The following is a 15,059-nucleotide window of genomic DNA, read 5'->3' as shown; positions in this document are numbered from 1 at the left end:
ATGCCTCGTGAATATTTGAAAAAGGCGACTTTAACCGCTCAATCACATGCCTCAGAGGTGCATGATACGGTCAAGACCATCCTTGCCGATATCGAGGCCGGTGGCGATGCCAAGGCGCTGGAATACGCCGTCAAGTTCGACAAGTTCGAAGGAAATGTCCTGATGACGCAGGACGAGATTGATGCTGCCATCGCGCTGGTGCCGGAAAAACTGAAGGCCGATATACGCTTTGCCCATGACAACGTCCGACGCTTTGCCGAGACGCAGAAGGCTACCGTGTCGGACGTACAGATGGAGATCGTTCCCGGTTTCGTTGCGGGGCAAAAGGCGATCCCGGTGGATGCGGCAGGATGCTATGTTCCCGGTGGGCGCTACAGCCATATCGCCAGCGCGATCATGACGGTGACAACGGCCAAGGTCGCCGGGTGCCGTCATATCACCGCCTGTTCTCCTCCGCGACCGGGCGAAGGTGTTGCGCCCGCGATTGTCTATGCCGCGCATATCTGCGGAGCCGACAGCATTCTGGCCATGGGCGGTGTACAGGGCGTGGCTGCCATGACCTATGGTTTGTTCGGTTTGCCGCGCGCCAATATCCTTGTGGGGCCGGGCAACCAGTTCGTGGCCGAAGCCAAGCGCATCCTGTACGGCAAGGTTGGCATCGACATGATCGCGGGTCCGACCGACAGCCTGATCCTTGCCGACAGTTCCGCGGACGCCCATGTGGTGGCAACCGATCTGGTCAGTCAGGCAGAGCACGGGTACAATTCGCCCGTCTGGCTGGTAACGGATGATCGCGACCTTGCGCGGAAAGTGATGGAGCTGGTTCCGGTTTTGATCGACGATCTGCCAGAACTGAACCGCGAAAATGCCTCGGCCGCGTGGCGCGACTATGCCGAAGTCATCGTCTGTTCCGACCGCGAAGAGATGGCCGCCTGTTCCGATGAATATGCGCCCGAGCACCTGACGGTTCAGGCCGAGGATCTGGATTGGTGGCTGGATCGGCTGACGTGTTATGGCTCACTGTTCCTGGGTGAGGAAACCACCGTGTCCTACGGAGACAAGGCGACCGGGACGAACCATGTTCTGCCAACGTCCGGTGCGGCCAGCTATACCGGCGGTTTGAGTGTTCACAAATACATGAAGATCGTCACCTGGCAGCGGGCCACGCGTGAAGGTTCCAAATCGATCGCCGAAGCAACCGCCCGGATTTCCCGACTGGAAGGAATGGAGGGTCACGCCCGTGCAGCGGATGTGCGTCTTGCCAAGTATTTCCCGGATGAAACGTTCGACCTGACCGCCGATGGATGACCCGCGCGCATTGTTTGACCTGACGGGCCGGGTGGCCTGCATCACCGGCGCCAGTTCGGGGCTGGGACGGCAGGTGGCGCGGACACTTGCCGCAGCCGGCGCGCGTGTTGTCGGCGTGGCCCGGCGCAGCGACGCGTTGGCGCAGATGCAGGCCGAAATCGGCAACAACGCAGAAGCGGTGGTCGCCGATGTTTCGGATCGTGACGGAATGGGCGAGCTGGTGCAGACGATCAATTCGAAGTTTGGAGCACCGGACATCATTGTACATGCGGCTGGGGTCAACACACGCGAGGCTGCCGACGATGTTACTCCTGAAGGATGGGATACCACGCTTGCACTGAACCTCAGCGCGCCGTTTTTCCTCAGTCAGGCCATGGTGCCCGAAATGAAAAAGAAGGGCTGGGGGCGTATCGTCAATTTCGCCTCGCTGCAAACAACGCGCGCGTTTCCGGGCGGCATTGCCTATGGGGCCACCAAGGCCGGGATCGGGCAACTGACCCGCGCGATGGCCGAGGCCTGGTCGCCCTTTGGCATTACCGCCAACGCGATCGGTCCGGGGTTCTTTCCCACTGAACTGACTCAGGCCGTGTTCGACGACCCCGAGCGCGCAGAGAGGAACGCCGCTCAAACCTGCATTGGGCGCAATGGACAGATGCAGGACATCGATGGACCGATCCTGTTTTTGTGCTCGAAGGCGTCCGACTACGTGACAGGGCAGGTTCTTATGGTTGATGGAGGGTTCACGGCCAAATGAAGGCGCTGGTTTACCAAGGTGTGGAACAGATGGTGTTCGGTGAGGTGCCGGATGCCGAGGCGGGTCCGTCCGAGCATTTGATCCGGATCGAGGCGGTTGGCATCTGCGGCTCGGACATGCACGCCTATCTGGGCCATGATGCCCGCCGTCCGGCTCCGCTGATCCTGGGACACGAGGCGGCCGGTGTGATTGTTGACGGGATACGAGCCGGTGATCGTGTCACGATCAATCCGCTGGTAAGCTGCGGGCAATGCGCGGCCTGCCTTGCCGGTCGGGAAAACCTGTGCCCGGATCGCCAGATCATCTCGATGCCTCCGCGGGAAGGGGCGTTTGCTCAATACGTCACCATGCCTGCCAGCAATCTTGTTGAGGTCCCGGAGGATGTTTCGTTTGCCAAAGCCGCGCTGGCGGAGCCGCTGGCCGTCAGCTGGCATACGGTCCGGTTGGCGATCGAGGCTCTGCATCCTGCGAGGGACCGTCGCGCACTGGTGATCGGCGGTGGGGCCATAGGCCTTGCGGCGGCGTTGGCCTTGCGTGCAATGGGCGTTGACGATGTGACCATCGCGGAACCAAACCGGCTGCGTCGCAACTACCTGGCGAAAATCGAAAGCTTTGCGCTGGTGGAGTCAGCCAAAGGGACTTACCCGTTGGTCATAGATGCCGTGGGGTACGCTGCGACGCGGTCGGTTGCCTCGGCCATGGCCGAACCGGGCGGCGTGATCGCGCATGTGGGTTTGGGTGAGGATACCGGTGGTCTGGATGTTCGCCGGATGACCTTGCAGGAAATCACATTCATAGGGACTTACACATACACCGCCAAAGACTTTCGCCAGACGGCTCAGGCGATCTTTGACGGGCGGCTGGGGGCTCTGGACTGGATAGAAGAACGCGCTCTGGCCGACGGCGCGCAAGCGTTTTGCGATATCCGATCTGGCGCCGTGGCCGCACCGAAGATTATCCTGAGACCCTGGGGATAGAACTGACAGAACTGGAGACCTTCATGTACACAAAAATACTGGTCCCGTTAGCTTTGGATCACGGCATATCGCAACACACACTGGAAATCGCACGGGCCTTGTCAGGAGAGGGCGCAGAAATAATTGCGCTGCATGTCTACGAGATGCCTCAGGGATCGGTCAGCGCCTATCTGGACAAATCGGTTGTCGCCGAAGGGTTCGAACGGGCCCGTTTGCAACTGTTGCAAAAAGTCGAAGGGCTTGAAGGAGTGACGGCCGAAATCGTCAAAGGCCATACCGCGCGGTCCATCATCGACTATGCCAGCAGCAAGGATGTCGACTGTATCGTAATCGGCTCGCACAAGCCGGACCTGAGCGACTACTTCCTGGGATCGACCGCTTCGCGCGTCGTCCGCCATGCCCCCTGTGCCGTACACGTGCACCGAAGGGCCTGAATTCCTCAATCGCGCATCTAGCGCCCCAAACAGGACCAAAAGCTGGATCATGAACATAGACAAAAAGATCACCGACGATCTGGTGGCCAACGATATCTCGTTTGTCACCACTGTCCCGTGCAAGCAATTGGCAGGTGTCATCGCGGAAATCGACGAGCGCGAAGGCATCTATCACATCCCGTCCAACAAGGAAGACGAAGGGATGGGCCTGTGTGCAGGGGCTTGGATGGGCGGCAAGCGGCCCGCGATCATCATGCAGAACACAGCCATTGGCGTAACGATCAATACGCTGGCCACGCTGATCCAGTATTACCGGATGCCGCTGCCGATGCTGATATCGTACCGAGGGGAATTGCGCGAACCCATTGCCTGCCAGGTTGAAATGGCGGTTCACACCAAGGCGCTGCTGGCTCAGCTGAACATCCCCACCTACCACTTCCACCATCAGGCCGATGTCGAAGAGCTCGACGCGATCCTGAAATACACCTTCATGTGCAACAAGCCGGTCGCCATCCTGACCGACGCCAATTTCTGGGGAGGCTATGGCGACCAATGATTCGTTCTGAAATTCTGAAGGAAATCGCCCCGATCCTGCGTGATCAACTGGTTGTCTGCAACATCGGCATTCCCAGCCAGGAGCTGCATGCCATCGACGACCAGCCCACCAACTTCTACATGCTTGGCACCATGGGGCTTGCGTCCTCGATCGGTCTGGGGCTGGCGCTGTCACAGCCGAAGCCGGTGATCGTCATCGACGGCGACGGCTCGATCCTGACCAATCTGGGCACCCTGCCAACGATCGCCAACAACGTGGCGGACAATTACATCCTGCTGATCGTGGACAATGGCTCGTACGGCTCGACCGGCGATCAGCCGACCTATGCGGGGCAAAAGACCTCGCTGGCCAAAATGGCCGAGGCCGCCGGGTGTGAGCGCGTGATCGAATGTGCCGCCGAAGACACCGGGCGTGTGCTGCAAGAGGCGCTGGATGCCAAACAGATGACCATCATCGTCAGCAAGTGCGAAAGCGGCAATGCCAAGATGCCGCCGATCACGATGGATCCGGTGGTCATCCGCGACCGCTTCATGAAGGCCGTTCAGGCCTGATGGGTGCAAGCGCCATCCACAGCGCCGAGGACGCCCGCCGCCTGGCGCGGCGGCGTCTTCCGTGGATGGTGTTCGACTATATTGATGGTGCAGCCGGGGCCGAGATGGGTGCCGGTCGCAATCGATCCGCTTTGGATGCAATGACCTTGCGCCCGCGCATCCTGCGCGACGTCAGTGAAAGATCTCTGGCAAGTTCGCTGTTCGACCGGCCCGCGAAACGCCCGTTTGGTATCGCGCCGATGGGCATGTGCAATTTGTCCGCGCCGGGTGCCGACATGATGCTGGCCCGCATTGCGGCACGCCACGAGGTGCCGCTTGGGGTTTCGACTGTGGCCTCGACCGCGATGGAGGATCTGATCGTCGAAGCGGAAGGCCATGCCTGGTTCCAGCTGTATTTCAGCGGCGATGGCAGCGGCACATTCAAGCTGGTCGATCGCGCCAAGGCGGCGGGGTACGAGACACTGGTGCTGACCGTGGATGTGCCCGAGGTTGGCCGACGCCCGCGCGAGTTGCGTCATGGGTTCAAAATGCCCTTCAAAATGGGGCCAAAGCAGGTGATGGATTTTGCCTTGCACCCCCGGTGGTCCTTGCCGGTCCTGCTGAAAGGCAAGCCGGAAATGGCGAATTTCCGGATGGATGGCTACGATTTCGACCGCACTGAAAGCCGCGCCAAGGCCACGTGGGAGACATTGGCCCGCCTGCGCGACCAGTGGACCGGAAATCTGGTGGTCAAAGGCGTATTGGATGCAGACGACGCGCAAAGGCTCAAGTCAGCGGGCGTGGACGCCATTCAGGTCTCAAGCCATGGTGCACGCCAGTTGGAAAGTGCTCCCGCGCCAATCACGGTTCTGCCCGAGATACGCAAGGCCGTCGGCCCGGATTTTCCGCTTTTCTACGACAGCGGGCTGCGTTCTGGTGAAGACGTCCTCAAGGCACTTGCGAACGGGGCGGACTTTGCCTTTTTCGGCCGTATCCTTCAGTTTGCAATTGCGGCCGAAGGCGAAAAGGGTCTGGCGCAGCTATGGTCGGTACTCAGCGAAGAAATCAGCATCGCCATGGCCCAGCTGGGCGTCACGTCGCTGGACGAGGTCCGACGCAACGCTTGATGTGGATGACGGCAATGACCCGAGGTTTCCCACGGGTCACTGAGCTGTCGCTTTAACCGCGGCGCCTGCGACGCCGACCGCCACCTGCTTCGGTTTCGCCGCCGGTGTTGAAGCTTGGGTTGGGCAAAGTGACAACCTGGGCCAGTTCCGGGAACGGATCCGTCTTGTGCGGGATCGCATTGGCGGCCACGAAGTGATCCTGAAACTTCGGCTCGATGGCGGTTTCGATCTTGGTGATCTCGCGCACGACGCGCTCGATCTCGGCGCGCGATTCGATATTGCACAGCGCGATACGTGCGCCGGTGCCTGCGGCGTTGCCCGCGCTGGAGACTTTATCCAGTGGCGCGTCGGGTATCATTCCCAGCACCATGGCGTGTTTGGTCGAGATATGCGCGCCGAACGCACCGGCCAGAACCACGCGATCCACCTTTTCGACATTCATTTCGTCCATCAGCAGGCGTGCACCTGCGTACAATGCTGATTTCGCAAGCTGGATGGCACGGATGTCACCCTGCGTGACCGTGATGCGGGGGCCACCCTCGGCGCTGGCATCGTGGATCAGATAGGCATGTGTGCGACCTTCGGGCACGCAGCGGGCAGTGCCGGTCTGTTCCGCCGATCCGATCAGGCCGCCTTCGTCCAGCAGGCCTGCGATACGCATTTCGGCCACTGCCTCGATGATACCGGATCCGCAGATGCCTGTGATCCCGGTCGTGGCGATCTCCTGATCAAAGCCGTCTTCATCGGACCATTTATCCGACCCGATGACGCGGAACCGGGGTTCCTTGGTGACAGGGTCGATCTCGATTCTCTCGATCGCCCCGGGTGCGGCGCGCTGGCCTGAACTGATCTGAGCGCCTTCAAAGGCAGGCCCGGTGGGCGAGGAGCAGGCGAGCACGCGGCTGGTATTGCCCAGCAGGATTTCGGCGTTGGTGCCCACGTCGACGATCAGAACCAGATCCCGCGACTTTCCGGGTTCTTCGGACAGGGCCACCGCCGCGCAATCCGCGCCCACATGGCCCGCGATACAGGGCAGGATATAGACCTGCGCGCGTGGGTTCATGGTTGTCAGATCCATCTCGCGGGCGGGCAGGGACATGCTTTCCGACGTTGCCAGCGCAAACGGGGCCTGACCCAGTTCCACCGGGTCCAGCCCCAGCAGCAAGTGATGCATGACCGGGTTGCAGACGAACACCGTTTCCACGATCAGAGAGGCATCTATGCCTGCCTCTTCGGCAATCGACGTGGCCAGGTCATTGATTGCCTCGCGCACTGCCTTGGTCATCTCCTGATCGCCGCCGGGGTTCATCATGGAATACGAAACACGGCTCATCAGGTCTTCGCCGAACCGGATCTGGGGATTCATGAGGCCAGAGGATGCCTTGACCTCGCCGGTTTCCAGATCGGTCAGATGCGCGGCGATGGTGGTCGAACCGAGGTCGATGGCCAGACCATACAGCCCGCCTTCATGCAGGCCGGGCCAGATTTCGACGATACGCGCCACGCTGTCCTTGTGACCTTTGTGGAGCGCCACGGTGACTTCCCATTTGCCCTTGCGCAGAACCGGTTGAAGTTTGGACATCAGCGTCAGGTCCGCCGTGACGGCTTCGATGTCCCACTGTTCGCGCAACGCGCGCTCGAGCCGTTCCAGATCACCGGTGGGCGAATGCATGTCGGGTTCTTCCACCACAACGAAGTAAAGGCGCGTGGCCGGGTCCATCGTGATGGCACGCGCGGCGGCTGCCTTGCGCACGACCTGCCGGTGCACCTGGCTTTCGGGCGGTACGTCGATCACCACATCGCCCTGAACCGAGGCCTGACAGCCCAGACGGCGGCCCGGTTTCAGACCGCGCTTGTCGTCATAACGGTGTTCGACGGCGTTCCATTCGCTCAACGCATCCTCTGACACCGTGACGCCGTGCTTGGGAAATTCGCCATAGCTGGGTGTGATCTGGCACTTTGAACAGATGCCGCGGCCCCCGCAGACCGAATCCAGATCCACCCCCAATTGACGGGCCGCCGTCAGAATTGGGGTGCCGACGGGGAAGTGCCCGCGTTTGCCGGACGGGGTAAAGACGACAAGAGGGTCGGTGGTCATCAGTGACATACCTTTTCATATTCGCGCGTATGCCGTGCAAGATATGGGTTTGCGCGAAAAGGGAAAGGCCATCAGCGGCACGATCTGCATAACGAGCGTCGTTTTCTTCCACTGCATCGACAACCAGAGCCAAAGAGTTGCCCCCAAGGGCTTTTCCTTTGGTTCAATCCATGTAATAGGGTCACCGCCAAACGGGCTTTTGCATGGGGTATTCAGATGCAGATTCGTGAGGCACTTACCTTTGACGACGTTCTCCTGGTTCCGGGCGCATCTTCCGTGCTGCCGGCAACGGCGGATACGACCACGCGTGTGACGCGCGAAATCACCATGAACATCCCATTGCTGAGTTCGGCCATGGACACCGTGACCGAGGCGCGCATGGCCATTGCCATGGCTCAGGCGGGCGGCATCGGTGTGGTACACAAGAACCTTTCGGTGGAAGAACAGGCCCGCGAAGTCCGCCGGGTCAAGCGGTTCGAATCCGGTATTGTCTATAACCCCGTGACGTTGCGGGTGGATCAGACATTGGCCGACGCCAATGCGCTGGTACAGCGCTACAACTTCACCGGTTTTCCAGTCGTCGACGAGCAGGGCCGCGTGGTGGGTATCCTGACCAACCGAGACATGCGCTTTGCAAACTCGGACGATACGCCGGTACACGCGATGATGACTTCGGAAAACCTGGCGATGCTACAGGAACCGGCCGATCTGGAAGAAGCCAAAAGCCTGATGCGGGCGCGCCGTATCGAAAAGCTGCTGGTTGTCGATGGCGAAGGCAAGCTGACCGGTCTTCTGACGCTGAAGGATACGGAACAGGCCGTTTTGAACCCAACCGCCTGCAAGGACCGCCTGGGTCGCCTGCGGGTTGCTGCGGCGACGTCGGTCGGGGATGCCGGGTTCGAACGGTCCGAACAATTGGTGGATTCGGGTGTCGACATCATCGTCGTCGATACGGCGCATGGTCATTCGCAGGGCGTGCTGGACGCTGTAAAGCGGGTCAAGACCCTGTCGAACGAGGTTCAGATCATTGCCGGAAATGTTGCAACAGGAGAAGCGACCAAAGCCCTGATCGATGCTGGTGCCGACGCGATCAAGGTGGGCATCGGCCCGGGATCGATCTGTACTACACGGATGGTGGCGGGGGTTGGTGTGCCTCAGTTGACCGCGATCAGCGATTGTGCGGCGGCAGCGGGCGACGTGCCGGTCATCGCGGATGGGGGCATCAAGTTCTCGGGTGACTTTGCAAAGGCGATCGCGGCCGGGGCATCCTGTGCCATGGTCGGGTCGATGATTGCGGGCACCGACGAAAGCCCGGGCGAGGTGATCCTGTATCAGGGCCGTTCGTTCAAATCCTATCGCGGGATGGGCAGCCTGGGTGCAATGGCGCGCGGATCAGCCGACCGCTATTTCCAGAAAGATGCAGCCAATGACAAACTGGTGCCCGAAGGCATCGAAGGGCAGGTGCCCTACAAAGGCTCGGCCAGTGCCGTGATCCACCAGCTGGTTGGCGGCTTGCGTGCGGCGATGGGGTATACCGGCTGCGCCACCATCGAAGAGATGCGCAAGAACTGCAATTTCGTGAAAATTACGGGCGCCGGTCTGAAGGAAAGCCACGTGCATGACGTTCAGATCACCCGCGAAAGCCCGAACTACCGGGTCATGTAAGCCATCCAGCAAGACACAAGGCACCCGGGAACGGGTGCCTACTTGCCACTTGGATCGGCCAGCCGGGCCCATTTCCGCCGAGGTATTCCACAATGACACCCGCCGCCCGTGTTCAGGCCTCGATCGAAATTCTGGATGATGTTCTGGCTGGCGCGCCGGTCGAAAAAGCACTTACCGGCTGGGCGCGGCGCAGTCGCTTTGCCGGATCCAAGGATAGGGCAGCCATTCGCGATCACGTATTCGACGCGCTACGACGTAAGCGCTCGTACGCTGCGTTGGGAGGGTCCGACACCGGGCGCGGTTTGATGATCGGTGCGACCCGTGCGTCAGGCTGGGATCTGGCCGACCTATTCACCGGCGACCGTCACGCTCCGATGCCGGTTGAGGAAACGGAAACGGCGCGAGATTTCGCGTCCGAGGCCGAGAGATATGACATTCCGGAGTGGCTGTGGCCTCGGTTCGTTGACTCTCTGAAGGATGTCTTGGTTCCTTGCGTGATGTCATTGCAGAACCGGGCGCCCGTTCACCTGCGGGTCAACTTGCGAAAAACCGATCTTGCTGGGGCCATCGATGCCTTGAAGTCCGAGGGCGTGATCGCCCATCCGGTTCAGGTATGCCAAACCGCGCTCGAGGTGACAGAGGGGGCCCGGCGCATTGCCCAAAGCCAGGCCTATGCCCGGGGTCTGGTCGAGCTTCAGGACGCTGCAAGCCAGGCGGTCGTGGCCGCGCTGGATCTGCGGCCGGGGATGCGTGTTCTGGATTATTGCGCGGGTGGCGGCGGCAAGGCGCTGGCGCTTGCAGCGCACGAGGGCGTCGAAGTGTTTGCACATGATGTGAATGCCGGTCGCATGAAGGATATTCCGACCCGGGCGGAACGAGCAGGTGCAAAGATAACCATCCTCAACTCCGATGACCTTACAGGTGTTGATCCGTTTGATGTGGTTTTGGTTGATGCGCCGTGCTCTGGCAGCGGATCGTGGCGAAGGGCGCCGGCCGGGAAATGGGCCTTGTCCGAGGATCGCTTGCGGGACCTCACCACCATTCAGGCCCGTATTCTATCTGACATTGTGCCTTTGGTGCATCCGGGCGGCCTGCTGGCTTACGCAACCTGTTCGGTTCTGAACGATGAAAACGGCGCGATCATAGACGATTTTCTGGATCATTTTTCCCAGTGGCGGGAAACCTTCCGGAAAACGTGGCACGTTACACACGAATCTGACGGGTTCTTTACGTCGCACTTGACGCGCTGAGCTTTTGGCAAATAACAACCTTGGGTAGATCGCTGCTTTCCGAACGCCGTTAAGCGGGAATTAACCAATTTTTGCCGTTATAGCGGATAACTTTGCGCCCGAGCCGTTTATGTCTGACACAGCAGAATTTTTCAGCGACCCATCTCTTGTCCACACGCCTTCCGCATCTCGTCTATGGTCGTTGGTGGCGGTGGCATTGTTGATCAGCATTGCCCCCATGGTTGGGTTGCTGCCACCGAATTGGACCATGGGCATGATGGTCGCGGGAACTTCGCTTTTGATTGTGGCACTATGCGTCGTGATCAAAGGCCAGATCGACGCCAGACATGCGCAGCAAACCACTGCCGTCATGGCCGCGTTTGCAGAACAGGAAGAGTCACCTTTCCTGATCGCAAACACCTATGGCGACGTTCTGGCGTCCAACGCATCAGCGCGGGAACAGTTCGGTGCGGCGAAAGGAGCCAGCCTTGAAAACTGCCTCAGTTCGACGTTCTCGACCCCTCAGGTGATTTTGTTGAGGTTGCAATCTCAGGCCCGATCATTCGGTCGGGCCCGCGAAGACTGCGTGATCAGGGGAAACACAAGCAGTGTAACCGTGTTTCTATTGGCTCCCGACATTTTTTGCTGGCGGTTTCAACAGTCAGAACAGGAAAGCTGGCAGTCTCTCAACCTGCCGGTTCTGACCATCGGATGCGCGGATGACGTGGTGCGCCCGAATCCGGCGGCGAAAAAGTTGCTTGGGCCGCGTCCCGGTCGGGTTCGCGACATCTTCGGTGATGCCGACCCCCGGATCGGAGCCTCAAACATTATCAAGTCACAGGACGGAATGATACCGGTCGCTGTGACGGAGCTTTCCCGATCCAGCAAGGAACGAAGCCTTGGTTTGGTGCCGCTCATTGAAACTCCGGCGCCCGGGGCCAGCACGTCTTTTGCAGATCTTCCAGTTCCGGTCCTCACCCTGTCTCCGGCGGGGGCCATTCTGAATGCCAACAGGCTGGCGAATAAGCTGCTGGGAAATGAAAACCTGGAAGGCACGAACATAGCCGACATCATGCGGGGTATGGGGCACCCCATTCTGGATTGGCTTGCGCGGACGGCCGCGCAAGAAGATGCGCAACGATCCGAGTTTCTTCAGTTGACCCGAAAAGACAAGGAAGTCTTCGTACAGGTCACGCTGAGCCGTGTCGCTGTCGATGGTAAGATCTGTCTGATCGCGGTTCTGAATGATGCGACCGAGTTGAAGACTTTGGAGGCTCAATTCGTCCAAGGGCAGAAAATGCAAGCTGTGGGTCAATTGGCCGGCGGGGTTGCACATGATTTCAACAACCTGCTGACGGCCATTTCCGGGCACTGCGATCTGTTGTTGTTGCGTCACGATCAGAATGACCCGGATTATGGGGATCTGGTTCAGATCAATCAGAACGCCAACCGGGCCGCTGCGCTGGTCAGCCAGCTTCTGGCATTCTCGCGCAAACAGACTCTCAGGCCCGAAGTCTTGGATTTGCGCGACACGATCTCGGATCTCATTCACTTGTTGAACCGCCTTGTGGGCGAGAAAGTTCTGCTGACCCTCAGCCATGATCCGGTGTTAAAGCCGGTTCGGGCGGACAAACGGCAGTTGGAGCAGGTGTTGATGAATCTTGTCGTCAACGCGCGCGATGCCATGCCTGACGGGGGCGAGATCCGTATCGAGACCGAGGTGTTGAACCTGTCGCAACCGCTCAGCAGGGACAGGGCGACCGTCCAGCCCGGCGAATACGTTACGGTCAGGGTCATGGACAGCGGTGTGGGAATTCCTGCCGACAAACTGCAAAAGGTCTTCGAGCCGTTCTATACGACAAAGCGTACGGGCGAGGGGACAGGGCTTGGGCTTTCAACAGCGTATGGTATCGTCAAGCAGACGGGCGGTTTCATCTTTGTCGACAGTACGGTGGGTCGAGGCACCGAATTCACTGTCTTTCTACCGGTTTGCGCCACGGTGGCAGAGGCTGAACAGGACACTCCGGCCCAGCCCGAAGCCCAAAGCGCCCGGCAAGGAGAGGGCGTCGTGCTTTTGGTTGAAGACGAAGCGCCGGTCCGCGCCTTTGCAACCCGGGCCCTGCGGCTCAAGGGCTATACCGTGCTGGAGGCGGATTCGGCCGAGGAAGCCCTGCGGCTTCTGGACGATCCGTCTTTGAACGTGGACGTATTCGTAACGGATGTGGTCATGCCCGGCATGGATGGGCCGACGTGGGTGCGCAAAGCTCGGGAAACACGCCCGGACGCCCGCGTGGTCTTCGTATCGGGTTACACGGAAGGTGCCTTTGGCGATTCAGAACCCGAGATCGCCTATTCGACCTTCCTGCCCAAGCCGTTTTCACTCACCCAGTTGACCGAGGCGGTTTTCCAACAGCTGAACTGAACTCCCTACAAGGCTGCATCGTGGAGAACGAATTCCTCTGCGTGTCTTTTGCGAAATTTCTGCCGTGTCTCGGGCGTCAGCGTCAGATCACCCGGAGGTGATACATTCTCTTGCGGCAGGTCGATCTGCATATTCAGTCGCGCTTGCAGGAAGTCGAGAATTTTGTCCTGGTTTTCGTATTTGAAGATATGCGTGGCGCCGCGACCATTGCTGCGGGTACGGAAAAACTGGCTTTGGCTGCCAACATCGGCAAAATCCGGGCGCGGGTTTGTCATATAGGCTTGCACAAACGCATCGAAACTCATGTCTCGGGTCGAATGGACGTGGCCGACCAGATCGGCGCGGCTGCGAAATCGATACCAGCTGCCCAGCCAGTCAACGGGTTCGCGAACAACTGCCAGGATCTCCATCTCGGTATCGTACATCTTCCGAAAAACGTTCTGGAAAAACCGATCATACCTGCGCACCGGAGCATGTTTGAGCTCGGGCGGATGAGTGACAACGATATCAGCGCGATCCCGCAACGCCGTGTGATAAGCCGTGCTGCCGGTTTTCGGAACGGCAAGGAAGGCAAGGCGTTCCTCATAGAAAACAAGCATTTAATTGCTCCAATTGTCATCCGGCTATGCGCGCAGATTGTCGTAAAGGACTTCTTAATACAATTACTGAAGACTAAATCCCGTAAGTTTTTATTGAAATGTTCTTCTTTTGGTCCCATAAGGAACAAGAGGCGAACAAAGCAGCGATTGCCGCCCGATCAAGGGTGTGACAAAAGGGAAGGCGACAGGACAATGGCGGATCTTCTGACAATGAGCGACAAGAAAAACGCAGACAAGCAAAAGGCGCTCGACAGCGCGCTGGCCCAGATCGAACGGCAGTTCGGCAAAGGCTCCATCATGAAGCTTGGCGAAGGCGCCAAACAGGACATCGACGCAAGTTCGACAGGCTCGCTCGGGCTGGATATTGCGTTGGGAATCGGCGGTCTGCCCATGGGGCGGATTGTAGAGATTTATGGCCCCGAAAGCTCGGGGAAGACGACGCTGACGCTGCATTGCATTGCAGAACAGCAGAAACGCGGCGGCGTCTGCGCCTTTGTTGACGCCGAGCACGCACTGGACCCGCAATATGCGCGAAAGCTGGGCGTTGATCTGGATGAGCTTCTGATCTCGCAGCCCGATACCGGAGAGCAGGCGCTGGAGATCACCGATACACTGGTGCGCTCGGGCGCGGTCAACATGGTCGTGGTCGATTCGGTTGCGGCGCTGACGCCGAAATCCGAACTGGAAGGCGACATGGGTGACAGCAATGTCGGCGTTCAGGCCCGTCTGATGAGCCAGGCGATGCGGAAACTGACGGGCTCGATCAGCCGCTCGAACTGCATGGTGATCTTCATCAACCAGATCAGGATGAAAATCGGCGTGATGTTCGGCAGCCCCGAAACCACCACCGGCGGTAATGCACTGAAATTCTACAGCTCGGTCCGTCTGGATATCCGGCGCATCGGCGCGATCAAGGACCGGGACGAAGTTGTTGGCAACCAGACGCGCGTCAAGGTCGTCAAAAACAAGGTTGCACCCCCCTTCAAGCAGGTGGAATTCGACATCATGTACGGCGAAGGCATCAGCAAGATGGGCGAACTGCTGGATCTGGGTGTCAAAGCCGGTGTGGTCGAAAAGTCAGGGTCATGGTTCAGCTATGGCGACGAACGGATCGGGCAGGGGCGTGAGAATGCCAAACAATATCTGCGCGACAACAGCCGCATTGCCTTTGAGATCGAAGACAAGATTCGGGCGGCTCACGGGCTGGATTTCGACATGCCTCCGGGCGCAGCCGAGGATGATGACATCCTTGAAGCCTGACGATCGCTGACGGGGTGCGGTACGTTCCCGACCCTACATGTTGTGTTGAAAACACCATGAACAAGGCGGTCCCCGGGCCGCCTTGTTTCGTTCGGACACG

General features: G+C 59.4%; 13 protein-coding genes. 11 read left to right on the top strand and 2 right to left on the bottom strand.

The genetic code is table 11. The features are described 5' to 3' along the window. The 7 genes from hisD to GS614_RS02095 are packed head-to-tail and all read left to right on the top strand — an operon-like array spanning position 1 to position 5,686. Positions 1–1,308: a histidinol dehydrogenase gene (gene hisD, locus GS614_RS02125; RefSeq protein ID WP_171725392.1), complete on the top strand. Its 1,308-nt coding sequence runs from the start codon at positions 1–3 to the stop codon at positions 1,306–1,308. Next, positions 1,301–2,062, top strand: a complete 762-nt coding sequence (locus GS614_RS02120; protein WP_171725391.1) for an SDR family NAD(P)-dependent oxidoreductase — start codon at positions 1,301–1,303, stop codon at positions 2,060–2,062. The genes hisD and GS614_RS02120 overlap by 8 nt, the downstream gene beginning before the upstream one ends. After that, positions 2,059–3,039: a zinc-binding dehydrogenase gene (locus GS614_RS02115; protein WP_171725390.1), complete on the top strand. Its 981-nt coding sequence runs from the start codon at positions 2,059–2,061 to the stop codon at positions 3,037–3,039. Before GS614_RS02120 ends, GS614_RS02115 begins: the two co-directional genes overlap by 4 nt. A gap of 23 nt (positions 3,040–3,062) precedes the next feature. Beyond that, on the top strand, positions 3,063–3,473 hold the full coding sequence (locus GS614_RS02110; protein ID WP_171115849.1) for a universal stress protein: 411 nt from the start codon (positions 3,063–3,065) through the stop codon (positions 3,471–3,473). Positions 3,474–3,522: 49 nt separating this feature from the next. Further along, positions 3,523–4,029 (top strand): sulfopyruvate decarboxylase subunit alpha, encoded by a 507-nt coding sequence (gene comD, locus GS614_RS02105; protein WP_152458032.1) that lies wholly within the window; start codon positions 3,523–3,525, stop codon positions 4,027–4,029. After that, positions 4,026–4,580 carry a sulfopyruvate decarboxylase subunit beta gene (comE, locus tag GS614_RS02100; RefSeq protein WP_171228302.1) on the top strand — a complete coding sequence of 185 codons (555 nt, stop codon included), beginning with the start codon at positions 4,026–4,028 and terminating at the stop codon, positions 4,578–4,580. The genes comD and comE overlap by 4 nt, the downstream gene beginning before the upstream one ends. Then, positions 4,580–5,686: an alpha-hydroxy acid oxidase gene (locus GS614_RS02095; protein WP_171725389.1), complete on the top strand. Its 1,107-nt coding sequence runs from the start codon at positions 4,580–4,582 to the stop codon at positions 5,684–5,686. Before comE ends, GS614_RS02095 begins: the two co-directional genes overlap by 1 nt. Before the next feature lie 52 nt (positions 5,687–5,738). On the opposite strand, the gene GS614_RS02090 is transcribed toward GS614_RS02095, so the two are convergent. Beyond that, positions 5,739–7,784: an ASKHA domain-containing protein gene (locus tag GS614_RS02090; RefSeq protein WP_171725919.1), complete on the bottom strand. Its 2,046-nt coding sequence runs from the start codon at positions 7,782–7,784 to the stop codon at positions 5,739–5,741. 216 nt (positions 7,785–8,000) lie between these two features. Here GS614_RS02090 and guaB point away from each other — a divergent pair, with 216 nt between their 5' ends. From guaB to GS614_RS02075, 3 genes are all read left to right on the top strand, one after another. Then, a complete protein-coding gene (guaB, locus tag GS614_RS02085) occupies positions 8,001–9,449 on the top strand; it encodes an IMP dehydrogenase (RefSeq protein ID WP_171168056.1) in 1,449 nt (482 codons plus the stop codon). 92 nt (positions 9,450–9,541) lie between these two features. Next, positions 9,542–10,699: an RsmB/NOP family class I SAM-dependent RNA methyltransferase gene (locus GS614_RS02080; RefSeq protein ID WP_171725388.1), complete on the top strand. Its 1,158-nt coding sequence runs from the start codon at positions 9,542–9,544 to the stop codon at positions 10,697–10,699. A 109-nt stretch (positions 10,700–10,808) separates the two neighbouring features. After that, the gene (locus GS614_RS02075; RefSeq protein WP_171725387.1) at positions 10,809–13,100 is read left to right on the top strand and encodes an ATP-binding protein; all 2,292 of its coding nucleotides are present in this window, start codon (positions 10,809–10,811) and stop codon (positions 13,098–13,100) included. 5 nt (positions 13,101–13,105) lie between these two features. On the opposite strand, the gene GS614_RS02070 is transcribed toward GS614_RS02075, so the two are convergent. Next, positions 13,106–13,699, bottom strand: coding sequence for a sulfotransferase family 2 domain-containing protein (locus GS614_RS02070; protein WP_171362840.1), 594 nt, complete (start codon positions 13,697–13,699; stop codon positions 13,106–13,108). A 192-nt stretch (positions 13,700–13,891) separates the two neighbouring features. On the opposite strand from GS614_RS02070, the gene recA reads away from it, so the two are divergent. Beyond that, positions 13,892–14,959, top strand: a complete 1,068-nt coding sequence (recA, locus tag GS614_RS02065) for a recombinase RecA (protein WP_152458025.1) — start codon at positions 13,892–13,894, stop codon at positions 14,957–14,959. The last annotated feature ends 100 nt before the right edge of the window (positions 14,960–15,059 follow it).

Origin of the sequence: Ruegeria sp. HKCCD6604 (genome assembly GCF_013110635.1) — a bacterium.
GTDB lineage: Bacteria > Pseudomonadota > Alphaproteobacteria > Rhodobacterales > Rhodobacteraceae > Ruegeria.
This window is presented reverse-complemented; position numbering and strand designations above follow the sequence as displayed.

Excerpts from the sequence above, each read along its gene's own strand:
- hisD (WP_171725392.1), top strand. The coding sequence starts at position 1 with ATGCCTCGTGAATATTTGAAAAAGGCGACTTTAACCGCTCAATCACAT.
- GS614_RS02120 (WP_171725391.1), top strand. The coding sequence starts at position 1,301 with ATGGATGACCCGCGCGCATTGTTTGACCTGACGGGCCGGGTGGCCTGC.
- GS614_RS02115 (WP_171725390.1), top strand. The coding sequence starts at position 2,059 with ATGAAGGCGCTGGTTTACCAAGGTGTGGAACAGATGGTGTTCGGTGAG.
- GS614_RS02110 (WP_171115849.1), top strand. The coding sequence starts at position 3,063 with ATGTACACAAAAATACTGGTCCCGTTAGCTTTGGATCACGGCATATCG.
- comD (WP_152458032.1), top strand. The coding sequence starts at position 3,523 with ATGAACATAGACAAAAAGATCACCGACGATCTGGTGGCCAACGATATC.
- comE (WP_171228302.1), top strand. The coding sequence starts at position 4,026 with ATGATTCGTTCTGAAATTCTGAAGGAAATCGCCCCGATCCTGCGTGAT.
- GS614_RS02095 (WP_171725389.1), top strand. The coding sequence starts at position 4,580 with ATGGGTGCAAGCGCCATCCACAGCGCCGAGGACGCCCGCCGCCTGGCG.
- GS614_RS02090 (WP_171725919.1), bottom strand. The coding sequence starts at position 7,784 with ATGACCACCGACCCTCTTGTCGTCTTTACCCCGTCCGGCAAACGCGGG.
- guaB (WP_171168056.1), top strand. The coding sequence starts at position 8,001 with ATGCAGATTCGTGAGGCACTTACCTTTGACGACGTTCTCCTGGTTCCG.
- GS614_RS02080 (WP_171725388.1), top strand. The coding sequence starts at position 9,542 with ATGACACCCGCCGCCCGTGTTCAGGCCTCGATCGAAATTCTGGATGAT.
- GS614_RS02075 (WP_171725387.1), top strand. The coding sequence starts at position 10,809 with ATGTCTGACACAGCAGAATTTTTCAGCGACCCATCTCTTGTCCACACG.
- GS614_RS02070 (WP_171362840.1), bottom strand. The coding sequence starts at position 13,699 with ATGCTTGTTTTCTATGAGGAACGCCTTGCCTTCCTTGCCGTTCCGAAA.
- recA (WP_152458025.1), top strand. The coding sequence starts at position 13,892 with ATGGCGGATCTTCTGACAATGAGCGACAAGAAAAACGCAGACAAGCAA.